Here is a 25,302-nt window from a genome sequence, read left to right on the forward strand (position 1 = left end):
ATAGTAAAGCGCGAAAAAACAAGCCGGGATAGCTCAGTTGGTAGAGCAGTGGACTGAAAATCCACGTGTCACGAGTTCAAGTCTCGTTCCTGGCATCGCAAAGCCCTCACAAAGTTGAGGGCTTTTTTTTAGGAAAAATGCGGGCAATGCAGTCATTTATCGAACTCGATTTGCCTGAAATTTTAGCTAACGAGATGGGTGAATCTGTTCGACCTGAATATTTGAAGCTGTGGAGAAGGATTCAGCCCCGCCGACAAGAGTTTTGTCGGGATAGCGCCTTATTTTTGAGTGAGGTACGACGCTAGTTCTGGAATTTCACCGGCGCGCTGCCACTCGGCTTCCCCGCGCCGGACTTTGGTTCGGGCTGTGATTTCCTGAACCTCCCATAATTGCAATTTGGTATAGGGCCCCTTGGCTTCACCGCTGCGAAACACGTACCATTGAGCAACTTCAGGAGTTGGCTGGGTCGATGGTCTCACAGGCTTCATCCGATTCATTCCAGTTGTGGCTTTGAGCTGGTTGAGTTCTTGTTCTACCGGATTCGGAGGCGGTGAGTTAGAATTGGGCGATCGCTTTTTCTTAGCCTCCGGCTTACCTCTAGCAATTTCAACTTCGCGAGGCCACCCCCAGAAATGCCACAGGGCCACCCAAACTAGCGCTACAGCAGATCCTAAAATCTCTTCTTGTGTTTCTGACCCTTCTGAAGACTCTCCAAAAAACAGAAAAGCGATCGCACCGAGTACGGTCGCTATGAAGTTTAGGTAAATTAGGTTGGTAGCGTCGTTAGCGGCTAAGTGCCAACTGGTTGTGTGCCGAACAAAAGATTGGCTGGTTGCTGTCCTGTTGTGTTTCCAGGCTTTTCGGGCTTGAATCCGGCCGTAACCAGGAGAGTCAGCGGGCCACCACGTCGCGGCCCAATTAACAAGATGCGCTGACCAATACTGCAAAGCTGCATATCCCACTATCCCGCTCAGCAGTACCCAAATAACTAACAGAAAGGTTGTCAGCGGCAGTAGCTGTTTTGGCACGATTTCGGCCGTCGCAACAGTTAGCAGGAAAAATGGAGTACCAGTTAATAATGGAACTAACAAAAGTTCAAGTATCTTTAGAAGCCCTGCATAGAAAACCCATAAGAATTTAATAAGATTTTTAAGCAGCTTTGCAAAGCGGAAGTGATACAGGTAAGCAGATGCGATCGCACTTCCTAGAATTAAAGCCACGAGCGCGCCCGAAGAGCTTCTGATCGGCAGCATAAAAAGGGCGATCGCGGGAATTCCCATCACGATTGCTGCTGGCAGCGTGAGAAATGCAATAACGCCTTCCCTCCAGTGCTGCCAAGCCGATACAGTCGGCGGTTGCTGATTGTGTCGGCGAATTTCCATCCACTCGGCAACCTTCGTTACTCCCCAGTGATAGAAAGAAAATAACAAGATTTGGCACAACCAAGCAAATGTTATTACGGCTTGAAAGTCAGAGCTCCTGATGGTGTACCAGTACCTCCTGCTAAATCCGTAGGAATAATAGTAAGCATTGGACCACAGTAGAGAAACAATCAGCCAAAAGCTAATGCTTAAGGCAAACCCTCTGGCGCACGATGTAGGATTGGGGAGGAATTTCGGCCAATTATTCATGGTTAGGATAATTTGACGGGATATCAATATTGTCCCATTGCGCCGATCGTTCTGGGCAGTGCGATCCAATCGTCTTGAGGGCCGATCGCTTGAGACCGATCGCCCGCTCTGGGACAATTTAAATTAAGTTGCTGCAATTTACCAACTCTAGAATAAAGATAACTGTGCTTCTCTGAGTTCCTTGTCCCTCAAAAAATTATCTATTCTACTAGCTACAATCTCACAGTAATCAGCCCTAATTTCAAATCCAATAACTTGACGCTGCAAACCCAGAGCCACAATTGCTGTAGTCCCGGAACCCATAAACGGATCTAAAACAATGTCGTTTAAATTCGATGCAGACTTGATGATGCGATCGACAACGGCAACAGGAAATTGAGCGGGGTGAGGCGTGCGTTCTTTTGAAGCTCGGTTTTTCCCCGACGTAACTTTTGGGAACTGCCAAACATCCGTCGGATTTTTGCCTTTTAAGTTTACTTTAATCTTGCCGTTCTTTTTCTGATTTGGATATTTCACATTTGGGTCGCGCACTTCATCCAAATTAAATGTATACTTGTCTTGATTTTTTACATACCAGAGAAACTTTTCATTGCGGGGTGAAAAGAACTTGCTGCCCGCCACTCCCGCGCCGTAGTTCCAGACAACTTCTTGAATCAGATAAAAAGGCACTTTGTCCCAAAGCAGGTAGGAAATCGGAATTGCTTTTGCCCGATCGCGAATTGACAAATAGCCTAAATTCAGCCAAAACGCTCCTCGATCGAGCGTTACCCGGTAAACCTCCGCTATCCACAGCTCGCACCAGTTTAAATACTCATCTAACACCAAGGATTTTTCGTACTCTTTGCCGATGTTATAAGGCGGGCTGGTAACGGTTAAATCTACAAATTGATCCGGTAGCAGCTTCAATGCTTCCAAACAATCCATGTTATAAATTACGCAATTAGGAGCTTGGAAGTACGGTTTACCTAAAATCTTCGCGATATCAGTCAAGCTCATGAAATATTGGGGAGATATTTTGTTGACAAAGTGTAAAATTTATAGTAAGTGAGTTTAAAAAACTTGTCAAACTCATCTGGACAGGGGAATCGCCCTGTCGGAAACAAAAGGTTACAATCACAAATACATTCTATTTCCATAACATTACTGTTTATAGCTTGAAATTCTCTGTGCCAAATAACAACTCCTCAACTCAATCCTTTCAATTTGACTCAATTGACAGCGCCCTGGCAGACCTCAAAGCAGGTCGCCCCCTGGTAGTGGTCGATGACGAAAATCGCGAAAACGAAGGCGATGTGATTTGTGCCGCCCAATTCGCCACCCCCGACAACATCAATTTTATGGCTGTGAACGCGCGGGGTTTGATTTGTCTGGCCTTGAGTGGCGAAAGGCTCGATCGCCTGGAATTGCCCCTGATGGTCAGCAAAAACACTGACAACAACCAAACTGCCTTCACCGTCAGCATCGATGCAGTCAACGGCGTCAGTACCGGTATCTCCGCCGAAGACAGAGCCCGCACGATCCAAGTAGCCATTCACCCGGACACCAAACCTCAAGACTTGCGGCGTCCCGGTCACATTTTCCCCCTGCGGGCGATCGACGGTGGCGTCCTCAAACGCGCCGGTCACACCGAAGCTTCGGTTGACCTCGCCAGACTCGCTGGCCTGTATCCCAGCGGCGTCATCTGCGAAATTCAAAACCCCGACGGTTCGATGGCTAGGTTGCCCGAATTAATCGAGTACGCCAAAACCCACAACCTCAAAATAATCAGTATTGCCGACTTAATTAGCTACCGGCTCAAGCACGATCGATTCGTCCGCCGCGAAACCGTCGCCAAATTGCCCACTCAATTTGGCGAGTTTATGATTTACGCCTACCGCGACACCCAAGACAATTCAGAACACGTTGCTATTGTCAAGGGCGACCCGGCAGAATTTAAAGATAAACCCGTGATGGTGCGGGTGCATTCCGAATGCCTGACCGGCGATGCTTTGGGTTCCCTGCGCTGCGACTGCCGGATGCAACTGCAAGCGGCACTGAAAATGATCGAAAATGTCGGTTCTGGCGTCATAGTTTACTTGCGCCAAGAAGGTCGGGGTATTGGATTGGTAAATAAACTAAAAGCTTACTCGCTGCAAGATTTGGGATTGGATACTGTAGAAGCCAACGAACGGTTGGGATTTCCCGCCGACTTGCGGAACTACGGCGTCGGAGCACAAATGCTCAACGATTTGGGAGTAAAAAAAATTCGGTTGATTACCAACAACCCGCGCAAAATAGCCGGTTTGAAAGGTTACGGGATTGAAGTAGCCGATCGCGTCCCATTACTAATTGAAGCCACAGATTATAACTCGATCTATCTGGCAACAAAAGCCGAAAAACTCGGTCATATGCTACTGCAAACTTATCTAGTAACAGTGGCGATTCAGTGGAACGAAACGAAGGAAGAAGGTAGAACCCAGAAAGAAGGAAAAGAGGAAGATTCTGCCATTCAAAATCGGTACGAACACCTCGAAAAACTGCGGCATTTGGCGGCTAACCAGCACTTGCTGCTGCAAGAAGAAGCGCGGCCGGTGGGAATAGCCCTTTTCGGAGAAGGCTCCCTCATCGTTCACCTCGGCTTCGATCAACCCGGACTCGCAGCCCCCGACTGGTACTCGGATGTAAACCATCCTTACGTCAAGGCGATCGGTCAAATTTTGGGCGAAATCAGCACTGAGCCGAATTTGGAAACATTAGAATTCATGGTTTCCTCCGGTGGAGATCCGCTCAAAACCCTGCAAGTCCAGCTCGATCGCGAGACATTCCTTTTGTCGGAATTAACCGGGATTTGCGATCGGCTCGAACCTCAAAAAATCTACAGTTTTGCTCCTCTTGCCTGAAAGCAGAAGGTAGAAGCCAGCCCCCCTACCCCAGCAGGGGGGAAGGCAGAAGCCAAGAAAAAGTGTGAATTTCAGAACAATACTTGTTTATACCAGCATCTTCCTTTCGTCAGAAAGCACCTACAAATAAAAACAGTGAATAACAATGTTGATTGCAGTCAAACAACTCGATGTAGCGAACACTTGAGAGAGAATCGTCGCTGCACATTTATTTTATCAAATAGTATTAATAGTTATTAAAATATTCACTAGGACTTTTAGTTAATGTTAATTTTTTTAGACATTGATGGTGTACTTATTCCTGACAGAAGACATGAAACATCGAGTTTGCACGCAGATATAATGAAATTTAATTCGGTTTGCCTTAATCACTTTGAAAACGTGCTTCGTTCCTATCCTAATGCGCGAATAGTAATTTCATCTTCCTGGCGTGAAATATTCCCCTTCGAGGTAATCCAGCCATTATTTTCACCAGATATCGCTATCCGTGTTATCGGATTCACCCCTTTTCTCAACCCCAAAAATATTCACCAATACAAATATTTACGACACCAGGAAGTTCTTGAGTATCTTCGACAAAATCAAGCAGAAAACTCACCTTGGGTAGCCATTGACGATATTCCAGAACACTATCCGCCAGATGCACCAGTTGTGGCTATTGATGATTACAATGGTTTTGACCAGAACTCAGCCAAGGTACTTTCAGAATATCTAACTTGATTTCAAAGGTTAGGAAAAAAGTATCGGAATAGAGAGGGTGAATTTGACATGCAAATGAACGTTGGTGACTTTCTGCACCGACTCGATCTCAGGGGACAAGCACTTAAAGGCACCAACCTTGGCGGTGCGGAACTCCGGGGAGCCAACCTCCGAGGCACGGATCTCCGAGAAACCAACCTCAGCGGCGCTATGCTCAGGTATGCAGACTTGATTGAAGCCGACCTCAGCGGTGCTAATCTCAGCGGGGCGGATTTAGCTGAATCATTTCTTAATTTAGCTAACCTTACTAGAGCTGATTTGACTGGTGCTGTCCTGCGAGAAGCTAATCTCGTAGGAGCCGAATTCACGGGCGCCAACCTCAAACAAGCAAGTTTGATCAAGGCTAATTTAGTTGGAGCCAATTTCCACGAAGCCAACTTAACCAGAGCCAACCTTAGCGGGGCAGATTTGCGCGGTTCTCAGTTGAGCGGGGCGATTTTAGACAAGGCGGTATACAACAACCGGACTATCTTTCCGGATGATATTGATCCGGGTGCACTGGGAGCATTTTTGCTAGCTCCCAATGCTTCGCTCCCTGGCTTAAATCTGGCTATGGTAGATTTGACCGAAGCCGATTTAAAAGGAGCCGATTTGCGGCGGACAAACTTATACAAAGCTATTTTATTTGGCGCAAAACTCGATCGGGCAAACTTAGCAGGAGCCAACCTCAGCGCAGCGGACTTGAGGGAAGCTAGTTTGAGCGGCACGATTTTGGAGAAAGCTGTTTACAGCAACAAAACATTGTTTTCAGAAGGCATTGACCCCGCTCTGGGCGGAGCTTATTTAATTGCTCCCAATGTATCGCTGCAAGGGGTAAACTTAACGGGAGCCGACTTAAACGGATCAGATTTAAGCGGAGCTAATTTGAGCGGTTCTAACTTAAGTTCGGTTAATCTCAAAAATGTAGACCTCAGCAGAGCTAGCTTAAAAAAAGCTTACCTCAAAGGTGCAAACTTAGAGCAAACAGATTTGAGAGGAGCCGATTTAAGTGGGGCAATTTTACACCAAGTAAACTTGAGTTCTGCTGACCTCCGGGGTGTAGACTTAACAAGGGCTGACCTCAGCGGCGCTAATTTAAGGGATGCCGATTTGAGGGAGACAGATTTCACGGGAGCTACTTTGCTGTTCGCTAACTTGAGCGGGGCCGACTTGAGAGGTGTAGACTTGACAAAAGCTGACCTCAGCGGCGCTAAGTTAACGGAAGCTGACCTCCGAAAAGCAGATTTGATGAGAGTAAATTTGGAGGGAGCAGATTTAACTGAGGCAGACTTGAGCGATGCTCATTTATTCCGAGTTAATCTCAGAGGTGCTAACCTGAAAGGTACTAACCTCAAAGGCGCAAGTTTAAAAGGGGTATTTTTGACCGACGCTTATTTGAGCGAAACGGATTTGACCGATATACATCTGAGTCCGAGTTATTTTGAATTGCCACTAGAATCGGAATGGTAATTAGTTGACTGTTAACAATCGAAAATCTAAAATCAAAACTCGCCCAGCGAAAATTGCTCGATTATTAACAATCTAAAATCTAAAATCTAAAATCTAAAATGGATCGACCGTTAGGCTCTGTTATTCAAGGTTCTCTGAGCAAGGGATTAGAAGTGCGACTGCACGCCGACGTTTCGGTGGAAGATATGAGGGTGGGGAAATTTCTAGTAGTGCGGGGGGTGCGATCGCACTTTTTCTGTATGCTCACCGACGTGTCTCTCGGAACTTCTAGCGCCCGCATTTTATCGAATCCTCCCAATCCCGACGACGATTTTCTGCTCGCAGTGCTAGCCGGTAGCAGCACCTACGGTACGATCGAACTGTCGCCGATGTTGATGTTGACTGCTGAACGAGAAAAACAGCAGGCAATTTTCGACCCGACGAAAAACGGCGGAGTTCGCGAGAATAAGCTGGCGTTAGGAAATTTGGCTTCTTTTGAGTCACAAACGGGCGCGGATATTGAGTTGCTGCCTGTCAAAACTATTCCCAGCCACTTTTCGCAGGTGTTTGATGCCAAAGAAACGGATTTTCGGGCAGTTTTTGGCTGGGAAGATGACCCGTACCGCCGCAATTTTGCGATCGGCAAACCGATTGACATGGATGTTGCTGTGTGCTTGGATTTAGACCGATTTGTGGAACGCAGCAACGGAGTTTTTGGCAAGTCGGGAACGGGAAAATCTTTTCTGACTCGCTTGCTATTGTCGGGAATTATTCGCAAGCAAGCTGCTGTCAATCTAATTTTTGATATGCACTCGGAGTACGGGTGGGAAGCAGTTTCGGAAGGGAAACAGTTCAGCACTGTTAAAGGTTTGCGGCAGTTGTTTCCCGATAAAATGCAGATTTATACCCTCGATCCAGAATCGACAAAACGCCGGGGAGTCCGCGATGCTCAAGAGTTGTTTTTGAGTTTCGATCAAATTGAGGTGGAAGACATCGCGTTGGTGCAGCGCGAGTTAAATTTGTCGGAAGCTAGTATCGAAAATGCGATTATTTTGCGAAATGAGTTGGGAAGCGGTTGGATCAACAAGTTGCTGGAAATGAGCAATGAAGATATTTCAATGTTTTGCGAAGAAAAGCGGGGAAATAAGTCTTCGATTATGGCTTTGCAGCGCAAATTAGAGCGACTGAATGATTTGAAGTATATTCGCACACGCTGCCCTAAAAATTATGTAACTGAAGTTTTGCAGTGTTTGGATGGCGGGAAGAATGTAGTAATTGAGTTTGGTTCCCACTCGGATTTGCTGTCGTATATGTTGGCGGCAAACGTGATTACTCGCCGCATTCACCAAGCTTACGTGCGGAAAGCGGAGAAGTTTTTGCAGAGCAAAAATCCGTGCGATCGCCCGCAGCCGTTGGTGATTACCATAGAGGAAGCTCACCGCTTTCTCGATCCGGCGATCGTGCGATCGACTATTTTCGGTACGATCGCGCGAGAAATGCGAAAATACTTTGTAACCCTGCTGATTGTAGACCAGCGTCCCTCCGGCATCGATGCCGAAGTCATGTCGCAAGTCGGAACGCGGATCACAGCTTTGCTAAACGACGATAAAGACATCGATGCTATTTTCACCGGCGTTTCTGGAGGGCAGAGTTTGCGTTCAGTTTTGGCAAAACTCGACTCCAAACAGCAAGCATTAGTTTTGGGGCACGCCGTACCCATGCCCGTAGTCGTGCAAACTCGCCCCTATGACGAGCAATTCTACAGGGAAATCGGGGATATTGACTGGCAAGAAATGCCCGACGAACAAGTATTTGCCGAGGCAGAATCTGCCAAAATGGATTTAGGATTTTAGATTGACAACTGCTAGATTCATTACAGAAATTAAGCAAATGTTACTGTAAATTAGTCTTGGCGAACAATTGGCGATCGCTGGCAATGACAGAAATATCTGATTTTTGCTTCAGTTATAAACGAAAAAGTGCGATCGAACGTCGAAAAAATTAGGCCTCAGCTTTCCGTCAGAAGCTTTTCCCCTTTCACCCCCTCACCCCTCATCCCTAACTGCCCAAAATTTGCATAAGCTTAAACATGATGGAGATGATGGAGCCTAGGGCACAATGAAAGTCAAACAGGGCAACAGCCAGCCTTTATACACCTTGTCGTTACTCGTAGCAGAATTTGACTAGCATATTTAAATAAAAATGTCAATAAATATTTTAAACAGTTACTCCCATCTAATACGGCGATCGAGTTCGGTTATCTCGCATCCCACCATCTAGGCAGCGAGAAAATTTCAAGCGATGATGGAACAGAGAGCAAAACAAAGCCCTCGAATTGCATGAGTCTGTTTGCATGAGTATTGTGAAGTTGAGTGGCAGTTAAAACTAACAGGGAATTCAAAACCTTAAGGAAAAATGTAGAATCTTGACCTTAAGACAGAGGTTTTTACTCTTTACGATCCTCAAAATTGGGAATAATATTGAGAAAACTAAACTCTTGCTTCACTTCGCCTGGAACTAGCCGTTAAAGCTAGCGAGCTACCGAAAATCGACGGCGATTACTGGAAAATCCAGCACAAAAGTAATCCCAAACAAAAAGCTTCTACCGATCGTCACCGATAAACAGGAGGGAAAACATCCCCCTTGTCGCAGTCTTTATCCCACTTGTAAAAGTGGGACAGGGTATCACCAACTTTTTATCTGTTGTTACAAGGAGTGCAATACTCACCCATGTCCACCACAACCCCCAAAAACAAAACAGTGAAAGCCGATCGCATGGGCAGCCGGCCATACTCCTCAACGGATACGGTTCGTACCTATCTGCACGAGATCGGTCGCGTACCCCTGCTAACCCGAGAAGAAGAAATTGTTTTCGGGAAGCAGGTGCAGCAAATGATGAAATTAATCGAAGCAAAACAAGCACTTGCTAAAGAATGGCAGCGGGATCTGACGAATCAAGAGTGGGCTGCCGAAATGGAGTTGACCGAACCTGAACTTAGCCGCATCTTACACATAGGGCGGCGGGCCAAGCAAAAGATGATTGAAGCGAATTTGCGGCTGGTAGTGGCGATCGCCAAAAAATACCAGAAACGCAATATGGAATTCTTGGATTTAATTCAAGAAGGCACCCTCGGTTTAGAACGAGGAGTCGAAAAATTTGACCCGATGCGGGGATACAAATTTTCCACATACGCCTACTGGTGGATTCGCCAAGCAATTACCCGCGCGATCGCCCAACACGCCCGCACAATTCGATTGCCAATTCACATCACCGAAAAACTCAACAAAATCAAAAAAGTGCAGCGGGAACTTACCCAACAGTTGGGCCGATCTCCCTCTCCTGCCGAAATTGCTGCAGCTTTGGAACTGCACCCTTCCCAAATTCGGGAATACCTGCTGATGGCAAGACATCCAGTTTCTTTGGACTTGCGGGTAGGAGACAACCAAGATACCGAACTGCAAGAACTCTTAGAAGACGAAACTGCATCTCCAGACAACTACATTACCTCGGAGTTGCTGCGGCAAGACCTCGATACTTTGATATCAGAACTGACCCCCCAGCAGCGAGATGTGATAATTCTGCGCTTCGGTTTGGAGGACGGCACAGAAATGTCTCTGGCGAAAGTCGGAGAACGGTTAAATCTCAGTCGGGAACGGGTGCGGCAGCTAGAACATCAAGCCCTTGCCCACCTGCGGCGACGCCAATCTCAAGTTCGAGAATACTTGGCTAGTTAGTCACTAATAAAAAAGTTGAGATTTTGGTAAATCTCAACTTTTTTTTATGTCTATACCAGTTAAAAAAAAAGAATGTTAATGTAGGCCAGCAATTCAAACCATTAGGCAATAGGGCATTCCCAATTACTGCATTCTTTAATCTCAAACAGGACTGACGCACTATCGAAGTTAAATCAAGGGTTTGAGATTGGTTCACTACGTTGTCTTCGGACAGAAAATCGTAGTATATGCGTCCAAGACTATAAAACTTAAAATCTAAAATGGTATTATTGGACGGGTGGATTTCCCAATCAGGGTGGACGCAAAATTTATCACAGCTAAGCTTAGATTTAAGTTCAGGCATCGGGCGGGCGATCGTTCCTTCAAGTTAATAGCCAACATTAAGCAAAATACCCGGTTTCTCTACAATCTTTGTGAAACTGGTACAAGAGGCGTTTGGAACCAGCTATTTTAAATTTTGGGGTCGGGAGTGGTTTTGACTTATTTGATATTGACACGAAGTTTAGAAGCGATCGCGATCGTGCTTGCTCTCTGGCCCGGTAACTTGAGCATCGCATTCCCCGCACGCCGGGCACACGACTCGGACATCAAATCCGGCGTTTTAAGCTCGCAATCTCCGCCAAATCCTGAGCCAGATACAGCTAGCACAGGTTTAGCAGATGGCATTTACCTCTACGGCCAGTCGAGCAAGCCAGAGGAAATTAAACAAGAATATTTTGTATTTGAAATGCGGCAAAGTAAGGTAGTCGGCGCTTTTTACCTGCCTCGGTCTGCTTTTTACTGTTTTTACGGCACAAGCGATCGAACTCAGTTAAATTTAATAGTAGTGGACAGTTACGACGGCAGTCGCTCTCCCTACTCCGTAAACCTGCAACAATATTACCCAATTTCCAGCATCAGCGACAACGATCGGCGCATCTTGGGTATTTGCAAAGAATCTCACAAACAGCAGGTATGGGAAAAGTAGGAAACACGCGCTGCGCCACCAGTCAATAGATTTTAGATTTTAGATTTTAGATTTTAGATTTGAAGAAAGCAACCCCACTGATACATCGGGAGCCCCCGGACCAAATTGCTTTCGGTCAGGGTTCAGGAAACAGTAGTAAAATTGCTCCTGAGTTGAGAATTTCGGACGGACACCACACACATGGCAAGATGAAACTGCGTCGGAAAACACTATCGATCATTGGCATTACCATCGCTGGATTGACTGGCATTCTGTATGTCGCCTCCTCAAGCATCCTCTTGGGCAGCATGATCAAAGCAGAGGAACAAGAAGCCACACAGGTTGTCAAGGGAGTGCTCAATGTGTTCGGGCAAACCGCAGATGACTTTAACTCGCGCTTTGCCGACTGGTCGTCCTGGGACGACACCTACACTTTCATCCAAAACCGCAACTCAAAATTCATTGCCTCCAATTTAATTCCAGAAGGGCTGGCTAATATAAGAGTTAATATAGCCATATTTGTCAATACTTCTGGCAAAATAGTTTACGGTACGGGTTTAGACAGCGAAAAGCTGAAACTAACGCCTGTTCCAGAAGCATTAAAACGGCGCATTTCTCTCAGCGACCCGCTGTTGCAGCACCCCAACGCCAAAAGCAGCCTCGCTGGTATCTTGCTACTACCGTCAGGGCCAATACTGATTACTTCCCGGCCTATTCTCACGACTAAAAGCACCGGCCCGATCCGAGGTACGCTGATATTCGGGCGCAATTTGGATGCTGCTGGTATTGCGAAAGTTTCTAAAATTACTCGCTTGCCGCTGATCGTGCATAGCGTTAATGAGGCTCATTTGCCTGCTGACTTTCAGCAAATGCGGGAGAAACTGTCGGAAAAAAAACCGATTTTGGTGCGTCCTTTAAGCGAAGAGTCGATCGCGGGTTACGCTCTGATCCGGGATATTTACAACCAACCTGCGCTGCTATTGCGGGTTGATATCCCCAGAGAAATATATCGGCAAGGTCAAATTAGTTTGCTGTACCTGCTCGGGTCTGTAGCGTTAGCCGGAGTTGGGTTGGTCGGCTGCACTCTGCTGCTGCTAGAGCGTCTAGTGCTGTCTCGGTTGAGCGGTTTGGCGAAAGCAGTGAAACGCGTCAGCAGCAGCCAAGACCTCTCGGTGCGACTACCGGTAACGGGCGAAGACGAGTTGTCCGACCTTGCCCATACTATCAACGGAATGTTGAGTGCGATCGCCCAAGCCGAAAGCGAACAACTTGAGGAAAAAGCCCGCTACAGAGCCGTAGTCGAGCAAGCTACAGATTGTATTTTCCTGTGGGACGCTCAAACCAAACGCCTTTTGGAAGCCAATACAGCGTTTAGAGACCTGCTCGATTACAATCTTGATGCGATTTCGCAACTAACTATTTACGATATCATCGCTTACTCTAAAGACCTAATTGACAACAATATCGAGTTACTGCTGACGGACAAACAATTCAGAATTGGCGAAGTTCTCTACCGCCGCCGAGACGGTTCCTGCGTGGATGTAGAAGTGAGCGGGAGCGTGATTTCCTACGGCGGCCGCGAGATTATTTGCACTGTTGTCCGCGACATTACCGAGCGCAAGCAAGCCGAAGCCGAACTGCGAGCCTCGGAAGAACGTTACAGACTTTTGTTTAAAAATAACCCCCATCCGATGTGGGTTTACGATTTAGAAACTCTGGAATTTATAGCCGTCAATCAGGCTGCTGTCCAACACTACGGCTACACTCGCGACGAATTTCTCAACATGACCGTTACAGACATTCGCCCCCCCCAAGAGCTGCCGAGATTGTTAGAAAATATCTCCCAAGTAGATGTCGGTATTGAGTTTGCAGGTGTGTGGCAGCACCAGAAAAAAGACGGCACAATTATTGATGTAGAAATTACTTCTTATGCTCTGGTATTTGATAGCAGAAATGCTGAATTAGTGCTGGCTCACGACGTGACCGACCGTTTGCAAGCTGAGGCAGAACTCTACAAGGCAAAGGAAGCCGCAGAAGCAGCTAGTTTGGCTAAAAGTCAGTTTTTGGCTAACATGAGCCACGAACTGCGAACTCCTCTGAATGCGATTATCGGTTACAGCGAGATCCTGCAAGAAGAGGCTTTAGATTTGGGCGAAGAAAATTTTGTGTCGGATTTGGAGAGAATTCACCATTCAGGCCAGCTTTTACTTTCCTTAATTAATGATATTCTGGACTTGTCGAAGATTGAAGCCGGTCACGCGGAACTTGAATTAGACACTTTTGACGTGTCGGAGGCAGTTCAAGATGTAGCCAGAACTGTTGAACCGCTATTTTTGCGAAACATTAATCGCCTGAAGGTGGAGTGTCCTAATAATATTGGCGAATTGTATTCCGATCAAATTAAGTTTACTCAAATTTTGTTTAATTTGCTCAGCAATGCAGCTAAGTTTACTCATAAAGGGACAATTACACTCAGCGTTGAAAGAATTAAAAATGACGAAAATAGTTGGGATTCGGAACAGTTAATTATTAAGTGTACTGATACGGGGATTGGGATTACTCCTGAACAGCTACAAAAGTTATTTCAACCTTTTACGCAAGCTGATGCTTCGACTACCCGCAAGTACGGAGGTACGGGTTTGGGTTTGGCAATAGCGCAGAAATACTCTCAGATGCTGGGGGGAGAAATTACTGTGAGTAGCGAATTTGGCAAGGGGTCAACTTTTACTTTAACGTTGCCAGCATAGCTCTCTTTGAAACTTTATATCGGGGAAAAAGTCTTGAAGACAAACAACATTAATACTCAATCCCTGGTTGAGCTTTAATGCCTTGTTCTCGGAATGGATGCTTAACTAAAGTCATTTCTGTCACCAAATCGGCTCGTTCAATCAGTGCATCCGGCGCGCCTCTGCCTGTTAAAATAATGTGGGTTTCTTCTGGCTTTTTGTCTAACCCGGAAAGCACTTGCTCTACTTGCAAATAACCTAGTTTTAATGCTATATTGACTTCATCTAGAAGAACTAATTTAAATTCGGGATTGCGGATAAAAGTTAAGGATTTTTCCCAAGCTTTTTGAGCTGTTTCGATATCTCGATCGCGGTCTTGCGTGTCCCAGGTAAAACCTTCTCCCATTGCATGAAATTCTAGCTGTTTTTCCCACAGTTGAAAAATGGCTTTCTCTGCGGGTTCCCACGCGCCCTTGATAAATTGTACTATGGCGACGCGGTAGCCGTGACCGAGCGATCGCACAACCATTCCCAAAGCTGCCGTGGTTTTGCCTTTCCCGTTACCCGTATTGACTATAATTAAACCTTTTTCTTTTGAGGAGTTAGCGATTCGCTGCGCCTGTACTTCTTGGCGGCGCTGCATTTTCTGTTTGTGTTGTTCGGCTGTTAAGCCAGTGGTTGCAGTGGTTTCTATATTGGTTTCCATAGTATTTTTTAACCGCAGATGAACGAGAAAGATGAACCAAAATAAACGCTGATAGATGCAATATTTCTAGTTATTGCCACAGTGTTTTCAAGTTTAGCACGAAACCTGGCAAAATATCTTCTCCTGAAAGTTCTGTTGGACATTCCAAAACTTCTATTTCTTGTCCTTGGCGATAGATTTCGACTCTCCGGGTTTTGCGGTTGATTAACCAGCCGAGTTTTACTTGATTATTCATGTATTCTTGCATTTTGTCTTGGGTATCTTTTAAACTGTCGGTTGGCGACATTAACTCTAAGACAAAATCCGGGGCAATGGGAGGAAACTTTTGTTTTTGTTCGGGAGTGAGTGCATCCCATCTTAATTTTTCAATCCAAGAGACATCGGGAGAACGGTTTGCACCGCTGGGCAGTTTGAAGCAAGTTGAAGAATCGAAACAAATTCCCAGTTGAGTTTGTCTGTTCCAAATCACAAAGTCAGCATTAATTTCTGAGTTGTAATTTCCAGTTTATCCTCCTGTGGGTGGCATAACGATTATTTCTCCTTTGGCATTGCGTTCAAATTTGACATCGGGGTTTTCGCGACACAGTTGATAAAATTGGTCGTCGGTTAGTTTAACTATGGAGTTGAAGTTGATGGTAACTGCTATCATGGTATTTTATCAGGATGAGTTGGGATTTTTAAGCCACATAATATAATGTATCTGAATGCGGATAAATGCCGAGCAATGCAGATGCTGTAAATATTATTGATGTGGGAATGAGGATTTTAGTAGTAGTTTTTTGCAGGCAATTGTAATGTCATTATATCACCTACTTACAACTAGATCTCCCTAGTTTTATAAAAAGCTTTCTGGAGAAAACACTTACACACATACCAATAATAAAATGCAATGTTGATTTCACTAAACAATTTAGGTACTCCCTCTAGTAAACTGGAGAATATTTTGTTTTTTAAATGCAGGGAATCTACGCCGATCGCAAAAAACAACAATCCCAAACCAGCTAACAGTATTTGGTAGGGAGTCAACTGTAGTTCTCGCCGAAAAAACCATCCGTAGGATGACAAAACAACGGCGTAAAAAAGACTTACTCCTAGCTTGGGAATTCCCAGTGCTACCATATATATATGAATTCTATAAATTTCATTTAGTAAAAATCCACCTGTTAACAAAGCCGAAGAGAGAATAAATCGATTTTCTGAAGTGCGCGGTTGAATACTTTGAGCTAATTTATAGGTAAAAGTACAAACAATGACTGGTACAGAACATAAAATCTGGAAAGTCCGAGTTAACAAGGCGACATTGGGATTGGGGGAAAAATAAGGGTGAAAGAATAAATCGCTGACTTTTAAGCCGGAAAGTTGAGTAAAAATTATCAGCAGCGCCACTAGGAAGAAGGATAAACAATTTAGTCGGACAACCAAGCGAGAAATAGTCATCAGCAATTAATACCAAAAATTAGGTTTCCTGCCAAAATACAAAAAAATTATATCACCAATATCTCTGGAGATTTTGCTAAACTTAATCATGAGTGTTATCAAAATAAGGAGACAGTCATGCTGTCAGTGAAAGAAGCAGAATCGATCGTTCTAAATTTGGCGCAACCCCTCGACAGTCAGCGGGATGTAGAAACTGTAGACTTGCTGGCAGCATCGGGGCGCATTTTGGCAGCAGCCGTCACTGGTTCCCTGGATTTTCCTTATTGGGACAATTCGGCAATGGATGGGTACGCGGTACGCTTTGCTGATGTAGAAAGCTGTAGCGCCGAAAAACCAGTGGTACTCGAAGTAGTTGAAGAGATTCCAGCCGGATATCAGCCTCAAAATACCGTCCAATCGGGGCAAGCGGCGCGAATTTTTACAGGTGGGGTGATGCCTGCGGGTGCTGATACGGTGGTAATGCAGGAAGAAACAAGGCGTGAGGGCGATCGTATTTTTATCTTAGTTTCTCCTGAAAAACCGCAAGCATTTGTCAGGCACAAAGGCGCTTTTTATCAAGCAGGAACAACTTTGCTAACTCCCGGTACAGTTATCAATGCCCCAGAAATGGCGGTGTTAGCAACTGCCCAGTGCATTCAAGTTCCTGTGTATCGGCGGCTGCGGGTGGCAATTTTTTCTACGGGTGACGAATTGGTATCGCCTGACGAAGCTTTGGCACCGGGGAAACTGGTAGACTCGAATCAGTATGCTTTGACAGTTTTGTTGGCACAAATGGGATTTGAAACGATTCGATTGGGCATTGTTCCTGATAATGAAGAGGCGTTAAACAAGGCGATCGCCGGGGCTGTTGCGACGGCGGATGTGGTGCTTTCTACGGGGGGCGTCTCGGTAGGAGACTACGATTATATTGAGAAAATATTAGGGGATTTGGGAGGAAAAGTTCACGTTAGTTCTGTGGCGATTAAGCCGGGTAAACCTTTAACGGTTGCTGGGTTTAAACGAGGTGAAAAAAATCAGGATTCGCCGAGTTTGAGTTCGGATTGTCTCTATTTTGGTTTGCCGGGAAATCCGGTTTCAGCTTTAGTCTGCTGTTGGCGTTTTGTTGTGCCTGCTTTGAGAAAGATGTCTGGGCTTGCCCCTAATGCTTGGGGGCCGGAGTTTGTCAAAGCTAGGTGTAATGCTGAATTGCGATCGCCCGGCCGACGCGAAACTTATATTTGGGGTAAACTGCATTTAGTTGCCGGAGTCTGGGAATTTGAACCTGCTAGCGGCAGCCAAAATTCAGCGAATTTAATTAACCTCGCCAATACAAGCGGTTTAGCAGTTTTGCCACCAGTGGAAACCGGGATTTTACCAGGCGAATTCGTAGAGGTTTTAAAAGTTAGTCATTAGTTAGTTGTTATGGGTTATTTGTTATTGGTTCGGTATAAGTTACTGTAAAATGTTAACAACTAAGTAATCTTCCTTCTTCTTTCTTCATTCGTATTATGAAAATTTTAATTGTTGAAGACGATCCGATGATGCAACTGGGATTAGAGCAAGTTTTAGCGGATTCCCCAGAAATAGAAATAGTAGGACAAGCAGAAGATGGCTATTTAGGCGTAGCAGCCGCACTGAAACTCAAACCTGATATTATTGTGATGGATATCGGTTTGCCACGGCTCGACGGCATAGCAGCGACGCAGCAAATTAAAGCACAACTGCCAGAAGTTCGAGTAGTAATGTTAACTTCTCACACGGCAGAAACTGAAATTATTGCTGCCCTTTCTAGTGGGGCTGATGCTTATTGTATTAAAGGTGCTTCTGTAGATAGGCTGTTAGCAGCGATTGCAGCCGCAGCAGAGGGAGCTACATATCTTGACCCTCAAATTGCCCGGACGGTCATCGAACACCTCAAACCCCCGATACCTGCCTCTACAACTACTTTTGGTCAGTTGTCACAGCGGGAATTGGAGGTCTTAAAATTAATGGTGGAAGGTAACAGCAATCCGGAGATAGCAGCGGCGCTTTACTTGAGTCCAAATACTATTAAAACTCATGTTCGCGGTATTATGAATAAGTTGGCAGTGGATGACCGCGTGCAAGCAGCCGTTGTAGCGCTGAGAACTGGATTGGTGTAAAGAAGGAAGTTCGGCAACGGATTTAACGGATTTAACGGATGGATGTTGATGGAAGAGGGTAGTTCGGAAACGAATTGTTTGACGGACTTAACGGGGATCGGGAAGAGCTTCGAGGGCAGAATTCTTAGTGGCAAATTGCTAATTACCACTTACTAATCAGCAATTTCCAATTTCCAATTTCCAATTATCAATTACTAGCAATTTGAGTGATATAATGTATGTCTGAGTGGATAGAAATCGGTAAAATTGTAGCAGCTCAAGGCTTGGACGGGGAAGTGCGAGTCTATCCGGATTCGGATTTCCCGGAAAGATTTATCGAACCGGGGAAGCGGTGGATTTTGCACCCTAACAAAAGTGAACCGGAGCCGATCGAGTTTTTGGGCGGTCGTTACATTCCGGGTAAAGGGCTGTATGCCGTAGAGGTAGAGGGTGTCGAGGACCGCGATGGTGCTGAGGCGCTGCGGGGCTGTAAGTTGTTTGTTGAAAAGACCGATCGACCTTACCTCGAACCTGATGAGTTTTACGTCCAAGATTTGATCGGTATGGAAGTTGTGAACCAATTAACCGGGGAAATTTTAGGCAAGGTAAGTGATATTATTCCCGCAGGTAACGACCTTTTAGAAGTAGAAACGAATCTAACGCCGCCGGAAACTGCCGTCGCAGAATTAGAAAAGCCAAAACAGCCGGAAACTCCCAAAGCCAACGCTGACCCCAGAAATACCCGCAAACCACGGAAAATTCGCGTTAAAGAGCCTAAATCCACAAAAATCTTGATTCCTTTTGTGGAAGAGATTGTGCCAATTGTGGACTTAGAACAAGGCAGAATTGAAATTGTGCCTCCTCCTGGTTTGTTGGAATAATATCATGTCCGGTCGCTCGACCGGACATGATATTAGTTATTAACAATTCCCAATCCCAAATTCCTAATGTCCACTATTATCTTTTCCTCTATTTGTGGACCGCACTATCAAGTAACTGATGGAAAGCGCGAAAATTGCAATCGCCAAACCAATCAAGTCGGCTGCGGTTTTCTTTTCCAGGTCAAGAATGATGATTTTTCGAGATACTGCTATCAAGGAAGTTACAATAACTAGCTCTACTTGAATTACGTGCTTTTTCAGATAAGCTGTAATATTTTCCAATATTTCTAGAGCAATTAAAACATTTAAAAATAACCCAAATATGACAAACAACGTGTCTTTTAACAAATCATCACTGTGGTTTACCCATTCTTTTCCTAAAAAAATCAGCAAATCGCAAACGCTGAGGAGAATTACCCAAATCATCGCGAGGGATAAAATTTTCGATATTATTACTTCTACACTTTCTGTAAAATGCAGAAATTGTTCCTCATTTCCTAACTTAGAAATTTGCCTAAATATTTTTTTCAGCATACCAGTGATTTAATCATCATTCTTGATGATTTTGTCATTGTTCGGTACACTTTGCAAGCGCCAAACTCTGCGAGTGCGCGGTTGCACGGCGGGAACCGGGCACTGGGGAAGGAGGCTCTCTCTGCCTGTTATATTTTATAGTTCGGGTCAGCTAGGAATCGATCGCACGCCCTCGAACTCCTAATTAATAATTTTTGCCATAAAAAAGCCTCCAACTATTGTCTAGCAATAGTTTGAGGCTTTTAAGGCGCGGTACGACCACTGAAATAACTATCTATTCTCCACAGAGAATGATTGTTTACTCCCAGCTTGCTCCGACGCAATATACAATATAGCTAAAAATTTAGCTCGGGTGGTTTAGTAGCGACGAGAATTGCCACCGCGATCGTTGTTACCCCAGTTACCGCTGTTAGAAGAACCACGTTCTTCGCGGGGTTTTGCCTTATTGACCTTGAGGTCGCGACCCATCCACTCAGCACCGTCAAGAGCCTCAATGGCTGCGGCTTCTTCGGCTTCTGTAGACATTTCTACAAAAGCGAAGCCCCGCATCCGACCTGTTTCCCGGTCAGCAGGCAACTGAACGCGCTTTACTGTACCGTACTCTCCAAAAGTTTGGTTGAGGTGCTCCTGCGTTACTTCGTAGGATAAATTGCCGACATAGATTGACATTGAACATTCTCCAGAATCAGAGGGTGTAGAGATTTAAATCCGGAGGAACGCCGATCGAACGAACTGTACTGCCGAAAATAAAGCCTTGTAAAACAATTATAGCACCTATGGGTGCAAACTGCAATTGTCTGACTCAATTAATTAAAAAGAAGGCAGAAGGCATTCGCCAGAAGACATTCTCCCGAAGGAAAACCCCCCATCAAGAAGCAAAAACTTAGAATAAATAAATTTAATTTTCCTTGTTCCCGGGCTCTGCCGGGGAAACGCAGCTTGTAGGCTGGGTAATGGCATAACGATTGTAGGTTTTACATTTGGGATTGAGGATTTGAGATTTATGTGTAGGGTGCGTCCGGGATCGAAATTGCTCGATCGAGAGAGGTTGTTACCCTAAAATACGGATACTTGCGAACGACACGAGTCGTCGAGAGATCGTTATTTTAGATTCTTGTTCGATCTCCCAGATTCATCTGTGGAGTAAATCTCAAATCGTTCGACTCAGCGCGACTCGACTCAGCGCCGAACGCCAACCACGTTCCTCCCCATGTCGATCGCTAGGGGCTTCCCCCTCGTTATTCGGTGATTTGTAACATCCCGTAGTTGGAGGGCAGCTCAAGAAGTGACGGCAAGGGTGGATTTTGCCCAATTAAATTCCCCAACTTCTGCGACAACTTCCGCCGCAGTTTCTGCCCCAACCAGCACCAACTGCACCGCACAAGCTTTTAACTCAGGCTGTTTGGAATCTGGACAGCTTGCAGCATGAGTCATAGCATTGGCTTCAGCACCTTCAGCCCAGAGAGAACCCCAGTGCATCGGTACAAATAGCGTACCTGGGGCGATCGCCTTTGTGACTTTGGCCGGAAACTGCGCCTTGCCGCGGCGCGATCGAACTTCCAGCAAATCTCCCTCCTTAATCTGCAATTTGGCAGCATCGCGGGGGTGAATTTCCAAAAACGGATCGGGGTGCAATTGATTAATTTTCTCTGTTCTACCCGTCCGCGTCATCGTGTGCCAGTGTCCGTAAAGTCTCCCTGTAGTCAAAACAAACGGATAATTCGGATCGGGAGGTTCTGCCAGTCCCCGCGAGTGATAGGCCGAAAATCTCGCCCGCGCATCAGGAGTGTGAAAACGCCTGTCAGTATACAGCCGTTTCGCTTCGTTCGCTGGATGCACAGGCTCGTTTTCCCGGCAAGGCCACTGCTGCGGCCCTTGTTGGCGGATGTATTCGTGGCTCAGACCGGTCATGTCGCAAGGCTGGCCGCGCGTCAACTGGGCGTATTCTGTAAAAACCTCCGCACTGTTGTCGAAAGCAAAGTGTTCGGCAAAACCCAACCGCCGTCCCACCTCGGCGAAAATCCTCCAGTCGTCGCGGGCTTCCCCGGAGGGAGTGTCGAAACCGGGACAAAGCGTCACCCGGCGTTCGGAATTCGTCATTACTCCCGTTTTTTCGCTCCACTGCGTTGCCGGCAGCAGGATATGAGCGTAGGCCGAGGTTTCAGTGGGATAGTAAGCTTCTTGATAAATAGTAAAGGGCGATCGCAGCAAAGCGGCCTTAGTGCGTTCCAAATCCGGCATACTCACCACCGGATTGGTAGCTGCAATCCACAGCAACTCGACTTCGCCAGTTTCCAAACCGGTGATCATATCCCAAGCTGTGCGGCCCGGATTCGGGGAAATGCTTCCCGGTGCGATTCCCCAAAACTCCTCGACTTGGGTTCTGTGTTCGGCATTTTTCACAAAACGGTAGCCTGGGAGCAAGTGAGACAGTCCTCCGGCTTCCCGCCCTCCCATCGCGTTTGGCTGGCCGGTGAGGGAAAACGGGCCGCATCCCGGTTTGCCGATTTGACCGGTCATCAAGTGCAAATTAATCAGCGATCGCACCTTTGCCGTGCCTTCCGACGACTGATTCATTCCCATCGACCACAGAGACAAAACGCGCTGCGACTGTTCCCAGTAGTTTGCCGCCGTTTCTAACTCGCCCACAGTAATGCCGCAGCGCGAGGCTACAAACTCCGGCGTGTAGCTGCTAATAACCTCAGCAAAAGCTGAAAAATTCGCCGTGCATTCTTGAATAAATTCAGCATCTATTGCTTGCCTGCGTAACAGCAAATATGCAATTCCGTTAAGCAAATCTATATCCGTACCCGGTTTAATTGCTAAGTGCAAATCCGCCGCTTCAGCAGTCGGAGTTCGCCTTGGATCTACCACAATCATTTTGACATGGGGATGCTTTTTGTGGTATTTTGCTAATCGATTGAATACGATCGGATGACATTCCGCTGTATTGCTGCCGATAATAAAAGCGCAATCTGTTAATTCTAAATCGTCGTAACAGCAAGGCGGCCCGTCCGAGCCAAAGCTTTGAACGTATCCAGAGACTGCTGAAGACATACACAAGCGAGAATTAGCATCAAAATTATTAGTACCCAGACAACCTTTCATTAGTTTCTGGGCAATATAATAATCTTCTGTTGCGAATTGACCCGAACCGTAAACGCACAAAGCATCGGGACCGCTGGTGCTGCGAATTGTTTGGATGCGGTTAACAATTGCATTGAGAGCTTCGTCCCAGCTAGCGCGGCGGAACGGTTGGTCGAGAGTATCTCGCATCATCGGATACAGTAGCCGATCGCTCCGAATCGACTCTGCTACGGTTGCTCCCTTAATACAAACCATGCCCTGACTCGATGGGTGATTGCGATCGCCCCGGACTTTCCAACTTTGTTTTTTGTCGGCTACAACTTCTAGGCCGCAACCTACACCGCAGTAAGGGCAAAGAGTTTTTATAGTTTCCATCTGGTGATTTTAGATGCTAATTTTTGAAAGCTAATGGGTAATTCGTAATTTGTCATTATAGTCGGAACTGAGGGCTCCTGCAAATAACGTGTCAATCATTACTAAATTTCCGCATATATGCTTCCCAGAAACGGACAATACCCTGAGTTAAAATTACCCGCTCTCTTACTAAAAATCGCGCTCGCTCTCGCTTGCATTCAGCTTTTTGCTGCTACTAAATCTTCCTCTATTTGAGAAAAGTTTAACCTAACTCTTATCACCCCCAGAATGGGGGCTAGCGAGGAATTTTTGCCGATTTCACACAGCGTCCAGGTACTAATTTTGACCTAGTTGTTGATAGCAATGTGAGATTTAGTGCTGGAGTATTAGGTCGGCTACTTCTCTGATTTAACTTCAAATACGCCACCGTTGGTGGGGCTAAAAGTTACTTGGAACTCAGCAGTTTTTTCAGCGCCTGCTGTGGCACCGGCAGGAGTTTGCAAAACAGGCAGAGGAGTTTCTTTGACGAAATCTTTAGCTGCTTTATTTGTGGGATCGAACTGTAGGATATCGCCGTTTTGTTTTACTTTGACCCGATAAGTCAAGCTTTCAGTAAATGTCGGAGTTGTTCTCCAGGTTTGGTCGATTTGTGCATACAACTGCTTTCCGATCGCATCAAGTTCGGCTGGGTCAGAAATCTCTGATGTGGCACTGGTTGCTGCATTGGGCGCGGCGGCGGTGTTAGTGGCAGCAGCGATGGCTGCAGGGCTGGCATTCGGTGCAGGACTTGCAGCAGCGATGGCTGCAGAGCTGGCATTCGGTGCAGGACTTGCAGCAGCGATGGCTGCAGGACTTGCAGCAGCGATGGGTGCAGGGCTAGCAGTCGGTGCGATCGAACTTGCTGCGATTTGCGGGCTGGGGGGTGAACTCACAACCGCCGCCGCAGTCGCCGCCTGCGGTGCAGTTTCTTCTAGTTTCGCTTGCTTTAGCTGGCTAGAAACAACAGACATATTGACGGCAGCTAAAGTAACCATTGCTACGAACCACGAGGCTGCCAGGATGCCGCGTTTGATCGGCGAAGCTTCTGGGGGTTCAGCAGCGTGAGACACAAAAGGTGCAGGTGCGATCGGCCTGTCAGCAACCGCAGGCTTTTTGCTAGCAGGTAAAGGCATCGGTAGCGCGACGGCTTCTGTCTCGGAGTCCGTTGCTTCACCTTCTTCGTGGTGGGCATAGCGAGAAAACAGGAACTCCAAAGCAAAGTTGCGAAGTTCGTAGTATTTCGGGTCTTCCATAATCCGCGCCCGGTTGCGGGGACGGCTGAACGGAACGTGCATATCTTCGCCGATGGAAGCTGCTGGCCCGTTGGTCATCATCACGATGCGATCGGCCAAAAACAAAGCCTCATCAATATCGTGAGTAATCATAATGACGGTAATTTTTTCCTTCCGCCAAATTTTTAGCAATTCTTCCTGCAACTCTTCCCGGGTAATCGGGTCTAGAGCTCCGAAAGGTTCGTCCAAAATCAACAGTTTGGGACGAGTTGCCAGAGCTCTGGCGATCGCCACCCGCTGTTTCATCCCCCCGGACAATTGGCCCGGTCTTTTGTTACAAGCTTCAGTCAGCCCGACTAATTCCAAGTGTTCCTTGACGATCGTATTGTGTTCGTCTGTGGACTTTTCCGGGTAAACATTTTCAACGCCGAGGTGAATGTTTTCCGTAGCAGTCAGCCACGGTAGCAGCGAGTAGTTTTGAAACACCACCATGCGATCGGGGCCGGGTTCAGTAATCTGCGAACCTTCCAAAGCCACTTCTCCGTTTGTCGGCCCGTTAAATCCCGCAATCATATTCAGCAAAGTTGATTTGCCGCAGCCAGAGTGACCGATCAAACAAATAAATTCGCCTTCATTAATAGTCAGGTTTACACCGTCGAGAACGACGTAAGGGCCTTTAGGAGTTTCGTAGACTTTCGATACGTCTTTAATAGTAAGAAAGCCTTGCTTGGGCGTTTGAAGTGTGGTTGTTTGGGGGGTTTTGAGAGTTTGCATATTTTCAGGAGGGGGATTTTGGGTTGGGGAATTAGACATGACAACTTTCGATTGA

19 protein-coding genes, 1 tRNA gene and 1 pseudogene are annotated in these 25,302 nt (G+C 46.3%); 12 read left to right on the forward strand and 9 right to left on the reverse strand.

Going from position 1 to position 25,302, the window contains the following annotated elements; translation table 11 throughout:
- The first annotated feature begins 22 nt into the window (after positions 1 to 22).
- Both QUA33_RS04930 and QUA33_RS04935 read left to right on the forward strand, forming a co-directional pair.
- Positions 23 to 95, forward strand: a tRNA-Phe gene (locus QUA33_RS04930).
- Positions 66 to 305, forward strand: a complete 240-nt coding sequence (locus QUA33_RS04935) for a hypothetical protein (protein WP_333146960.1) — start codon at positions 66 to 68, stop codon at positions 303 to 305. The genes QUA33_RS04930 and QUA33_RS04935 overlap by 30 nt, the downstream gene beginning before the upstream one ends.
- On the opposite strand, the gene QUA33_RS04940 is transcribed toward QUA33_RS04935, so the two are convergent.
- Positions 279 to 1,631: a DUF4339 domain-containing protein gene (locus QUA33_RS04940; RefSeq protein ID WP_333146961.1), complete on the reverse strand. Its 1,353-nt coding sequence runs from the start codon at positions 1,629 to 1,631 to the stop codon at positions 279 to 281. The two genes, QUA33_RS04935 and QUA33_RS04940, sit on opposite strands and share 27 nt — an antisense overlap.
- A 147-nt stretch (positions 1,632 to 1,778) precedes the next feature.
- A complete protein-coding gene (locus tag QUA33_RS04945) occupies positions 1,779 to 2,627 on the reverse strand; it encodes a site-specific DNA-methyltransferase (protein WP_333146963.1) in 849 nt (282 codons plus the stop codon).
- A 170-nt stretch (positions 2,628 to 2,797) separates the two neighbouring features.
- Between QUA33_RS04945 and ribBA the strand changes: the two genes are divergently transcribed.
- The 7 genes from ribBA to QUA33_RS04980 all read left to right on the forward strand — a co-directional run bounded on the left by ribBA (position 2,798) and on the right by QUA33_RS04980 (position 14,125).
- A complete protein-coding gene (gene ribBA, locus QUA33_RS04950; RefSeq protein ID WP_333146965.1) occupies positions 2,798 to 4,510 on the forward strand; it encodes a bifunctional 3,4-dihydroxy-2-butanone-4-phosphate synthase/GTP cyclohydrolase II in 1,713 nt (570 codons plus the stop codon).
- Between the two features lie 264 nt (positions 4,511 to 4,774).
- Positions 4,775 to 5,230 (forward strand): HAD domain-containing protein, encoded by a 456-nt coding sequence (locus QUA33_RS04955; RefSeq protein ID WP_333146967.1) that lies wholly within the window; start codon positions 4,775 to 4,777, stop codon positions 5,228 to 5,230.
- A gap of 48 nt (positions 5,231 to 5,278) precedes the next feature.
- Positions 5,279 to 6,718, forward strand: a complete 1,440-nt coding sequence (locus QUA33_RS04960) for a pentapeptide repeat-containing protein (protein WP_333096084.1) — start codon at positions 5,279 to 5,281, stop codon at positions 6,716 to 6,718.
- A gap of 98 nt (positions 6,719 to 6,816) precedes the next feature.
- Positions 6,817 to 8,550, forward strand: coding sequence for an ATP-binding protein (locus QUA33_RS04965; protein WP_333096085.1), 1,734 nt, complete (start codon positions 6,817 to 6,819; stop codon positions 8,548 to 8,550).
- Positions 8,551 to 9,427: 877 nt separating this feature from the next.
- Positions 9,428 to 10,432 carry an RNA polymerase sigma factor, RpoD/SigA family gene (locus tag QUA33_RS04970; protein ID WP_333079500.1) on the forward strand — a complete coding sequence of 335 codons (1,005 nt, stop codon included), beginning with the start codon at positions 9,428 to 9,430 and terminating at the stop codon, positions 10,430 to 10,432.
- A 469-nt stretch (positions 10,433 to 10,901) separates the two neighbouring features.
- Positions 10,902 to 11,399 (forward strand): hypothetical protein, encoded by a 498-nt coding sequence (locus QUA33_RS04975; RefSeq protein ID WP_333146969.1) that lies wholly within the window; start codon positions 10,902 to 10,904, stop codon positions 11,397 to 11,399.
- Between the two features lie 188 nt (positions 11,400 to 11,587).
- Positions 11,588 to 14,125: a CHASE4 domain-containing protein gene (locus QUA33_RS04980; protein ID WP_333146971.1), complete on the forward strand. Its 2,538-nt coding sequence runs from the start codon at positions 11,588 to 11,590 to the stop codon at positions 14,123 to 14,125.
- 49 nt (positions 14,126 to 14,174) lie between these two features.
- On the opposite strand, the gene cobO is transcribed toward QUA33_RS04980, so the two are convergent.
- The 3 genes and pseudogenes from cobO to QUA33_RS04995 all read right to left on the reverse strand — a co-directional run bounded on the left by cobO (position 14,175) and on the right by QUA33_RS04995 (position 16,247).
- Positions 14,175 to 14,810, reverse strand: a complete 636-nt coding sequence (cobO, locus tag QUA33_RS04985; RefSeq protein ID WP_333146973.1) for a cob(I)yrinic acid a,c-diamide adenosyltransferase — start codon at positions 14,808 to 14,810, stop codon at positions 14,175 to 14,177.
- A 70-nt stretch (positions 14,811 to 14,880) separates the two neighbouring features.
- A pseudogene (locus QUA33_RS04990) lies at positions 14,881 to 15,459 on the reverse strand (Uma2 family endonuclease).
- A gap of 170 nt (positions 15,460 to 15,629) precedes the next feature.
- Positions 15,630 to 16,247: a hypothetical protein gene (locus QUA33_RS04995; protein WP_333146975.1), complete on the reverse strand. Its 618-nt coding sequence runs from the start codon at positions 16,245 to 16,247 to the stop codon at positions 15,630 to 15,632.
- Positions 16,248 to 16,364: 117 nt separating this feature from the next.
- Here QUA33_RS04995 and QUA33_RS05000 point away from each other — a divergent pair, with 117 nt between their 5' ends.
- The 3 genes from QUA33_RS05000 to rimM all read left to right on the forward strand — a co-directional run bounded on the left by QUA33_RS05000 (position 16,365) and on the right by rimM (position 19,227).
- Entirely contained in the window at positions 16,365 to 17,639 is a 1,275-nt protein-coding gene (locus tag QUA33_RS05000; protein WP_333146977.1) for a molybdenum cofactor synthesis domain-containing protein, read from the forward strand.
- A gap of 95 nt (positions 17,640 to 17,734) precedes the next feature.
- Positions 17,735 to 18,367 carry a response regulator gene (locus QUA33_RS05005; protein ID WP_015179099.1) on the forward strand — a complete coding sequence of 211 codons (633 nt, stop codon included), beginning with the start codon at positions 17,735 to 17,737 and terminating at the stop codon, positions 18,365 to 18,367.
- 218 nt (positions 18,368 to 18,585) lie between these two features.
- Complete coding sequence (gene rimM, locus QUA33_RS05010) at positions 18,586 to 19,227, forward strand: ribosome maturation factor RimM (RefSeq protein ID WP_333146979.1); 642 nt, start codon at positions 18,586 to 18,588, stop codon at positions 19,225 to 19,227.
- A gap of 63 nt (positions 19,228 to 19,290) precedes the next feature.
- Here the strand turns inward: rimM and QUA33_RS05015 are convergent, their stop codons facing one another.
- The 4 genes from QUA33_RS05015 to QUA33_RS05030 all read right to left on the reverse strand — a co-directional run bounded on the left by QUA33_RS05015 (position 19,291) and on the right by QUA33_RS05030 (position 25,286).
- Positions 19,291 to 19,761 carry a phosphate-starvation-inducible PsiE family protein gene (locus QUA33_RS05015; RefSeq protein ID WP_333096095.1) on the reverse strand — a complete coding sequence of 157 codons (471 nt, stop codon included), beginning with the start codon at positions 19,759 to 19,761 and terminating at the stop codon, positions 19,291 to 19,293.
- Between the two features lie 357 nt (positions 19,762 to 20,118).
- Positions 20,119 to 20,430, reverse strand: a complete 312-nt coding sequence (locus tag QUA33_RS05020) for an RNA recognition motif domain-containing protein (RefSeq protein ID WP_332948676.1) — start codon at positions 20,428 to 20,430, stop codon at positions 20,119 to 20,121.
- 609 nt (positions 20,431 to 21,039) lie between these two features.
- The gene (locus QUA33_RS05025; RefSeq protein WP_333146981.1) at positions 21,040 to 23,223 is read right to left on the reverse strand and encodes a nitrate reductase; all 2,184 of its coding nucleotides are present in this window, start codon (positions 23,221 to 23,223) and stop codon (positions 21,040 to 21,042) included.
- Positions 23,224 to 23,597: 374 nt separating this feature from the next.
- Complete coding sequence (locus QUA33_RS05030) at positions 23,598 to 25,286, reverse strand: nitrate ABC transporter ATP-binding protein (RefSeq protein WP_333146983.1); 1,689 nt, start codon at positions 25,284 to 25,286, stop codon at positions 23,598 to 23,600.
- Between the last annotated feature and the right edge of the window lie 16 nt (positions 25,287 to 25,302).

It is taken from the genome of Microcoleus sp. Pol14D4 (assembly GCF_036701245.1).
GTDB lineage: Bacteria > Cyanobacteriota > Cyanobacteriia > Cyanobacteriales > Microcoleaceae > Microcoleus.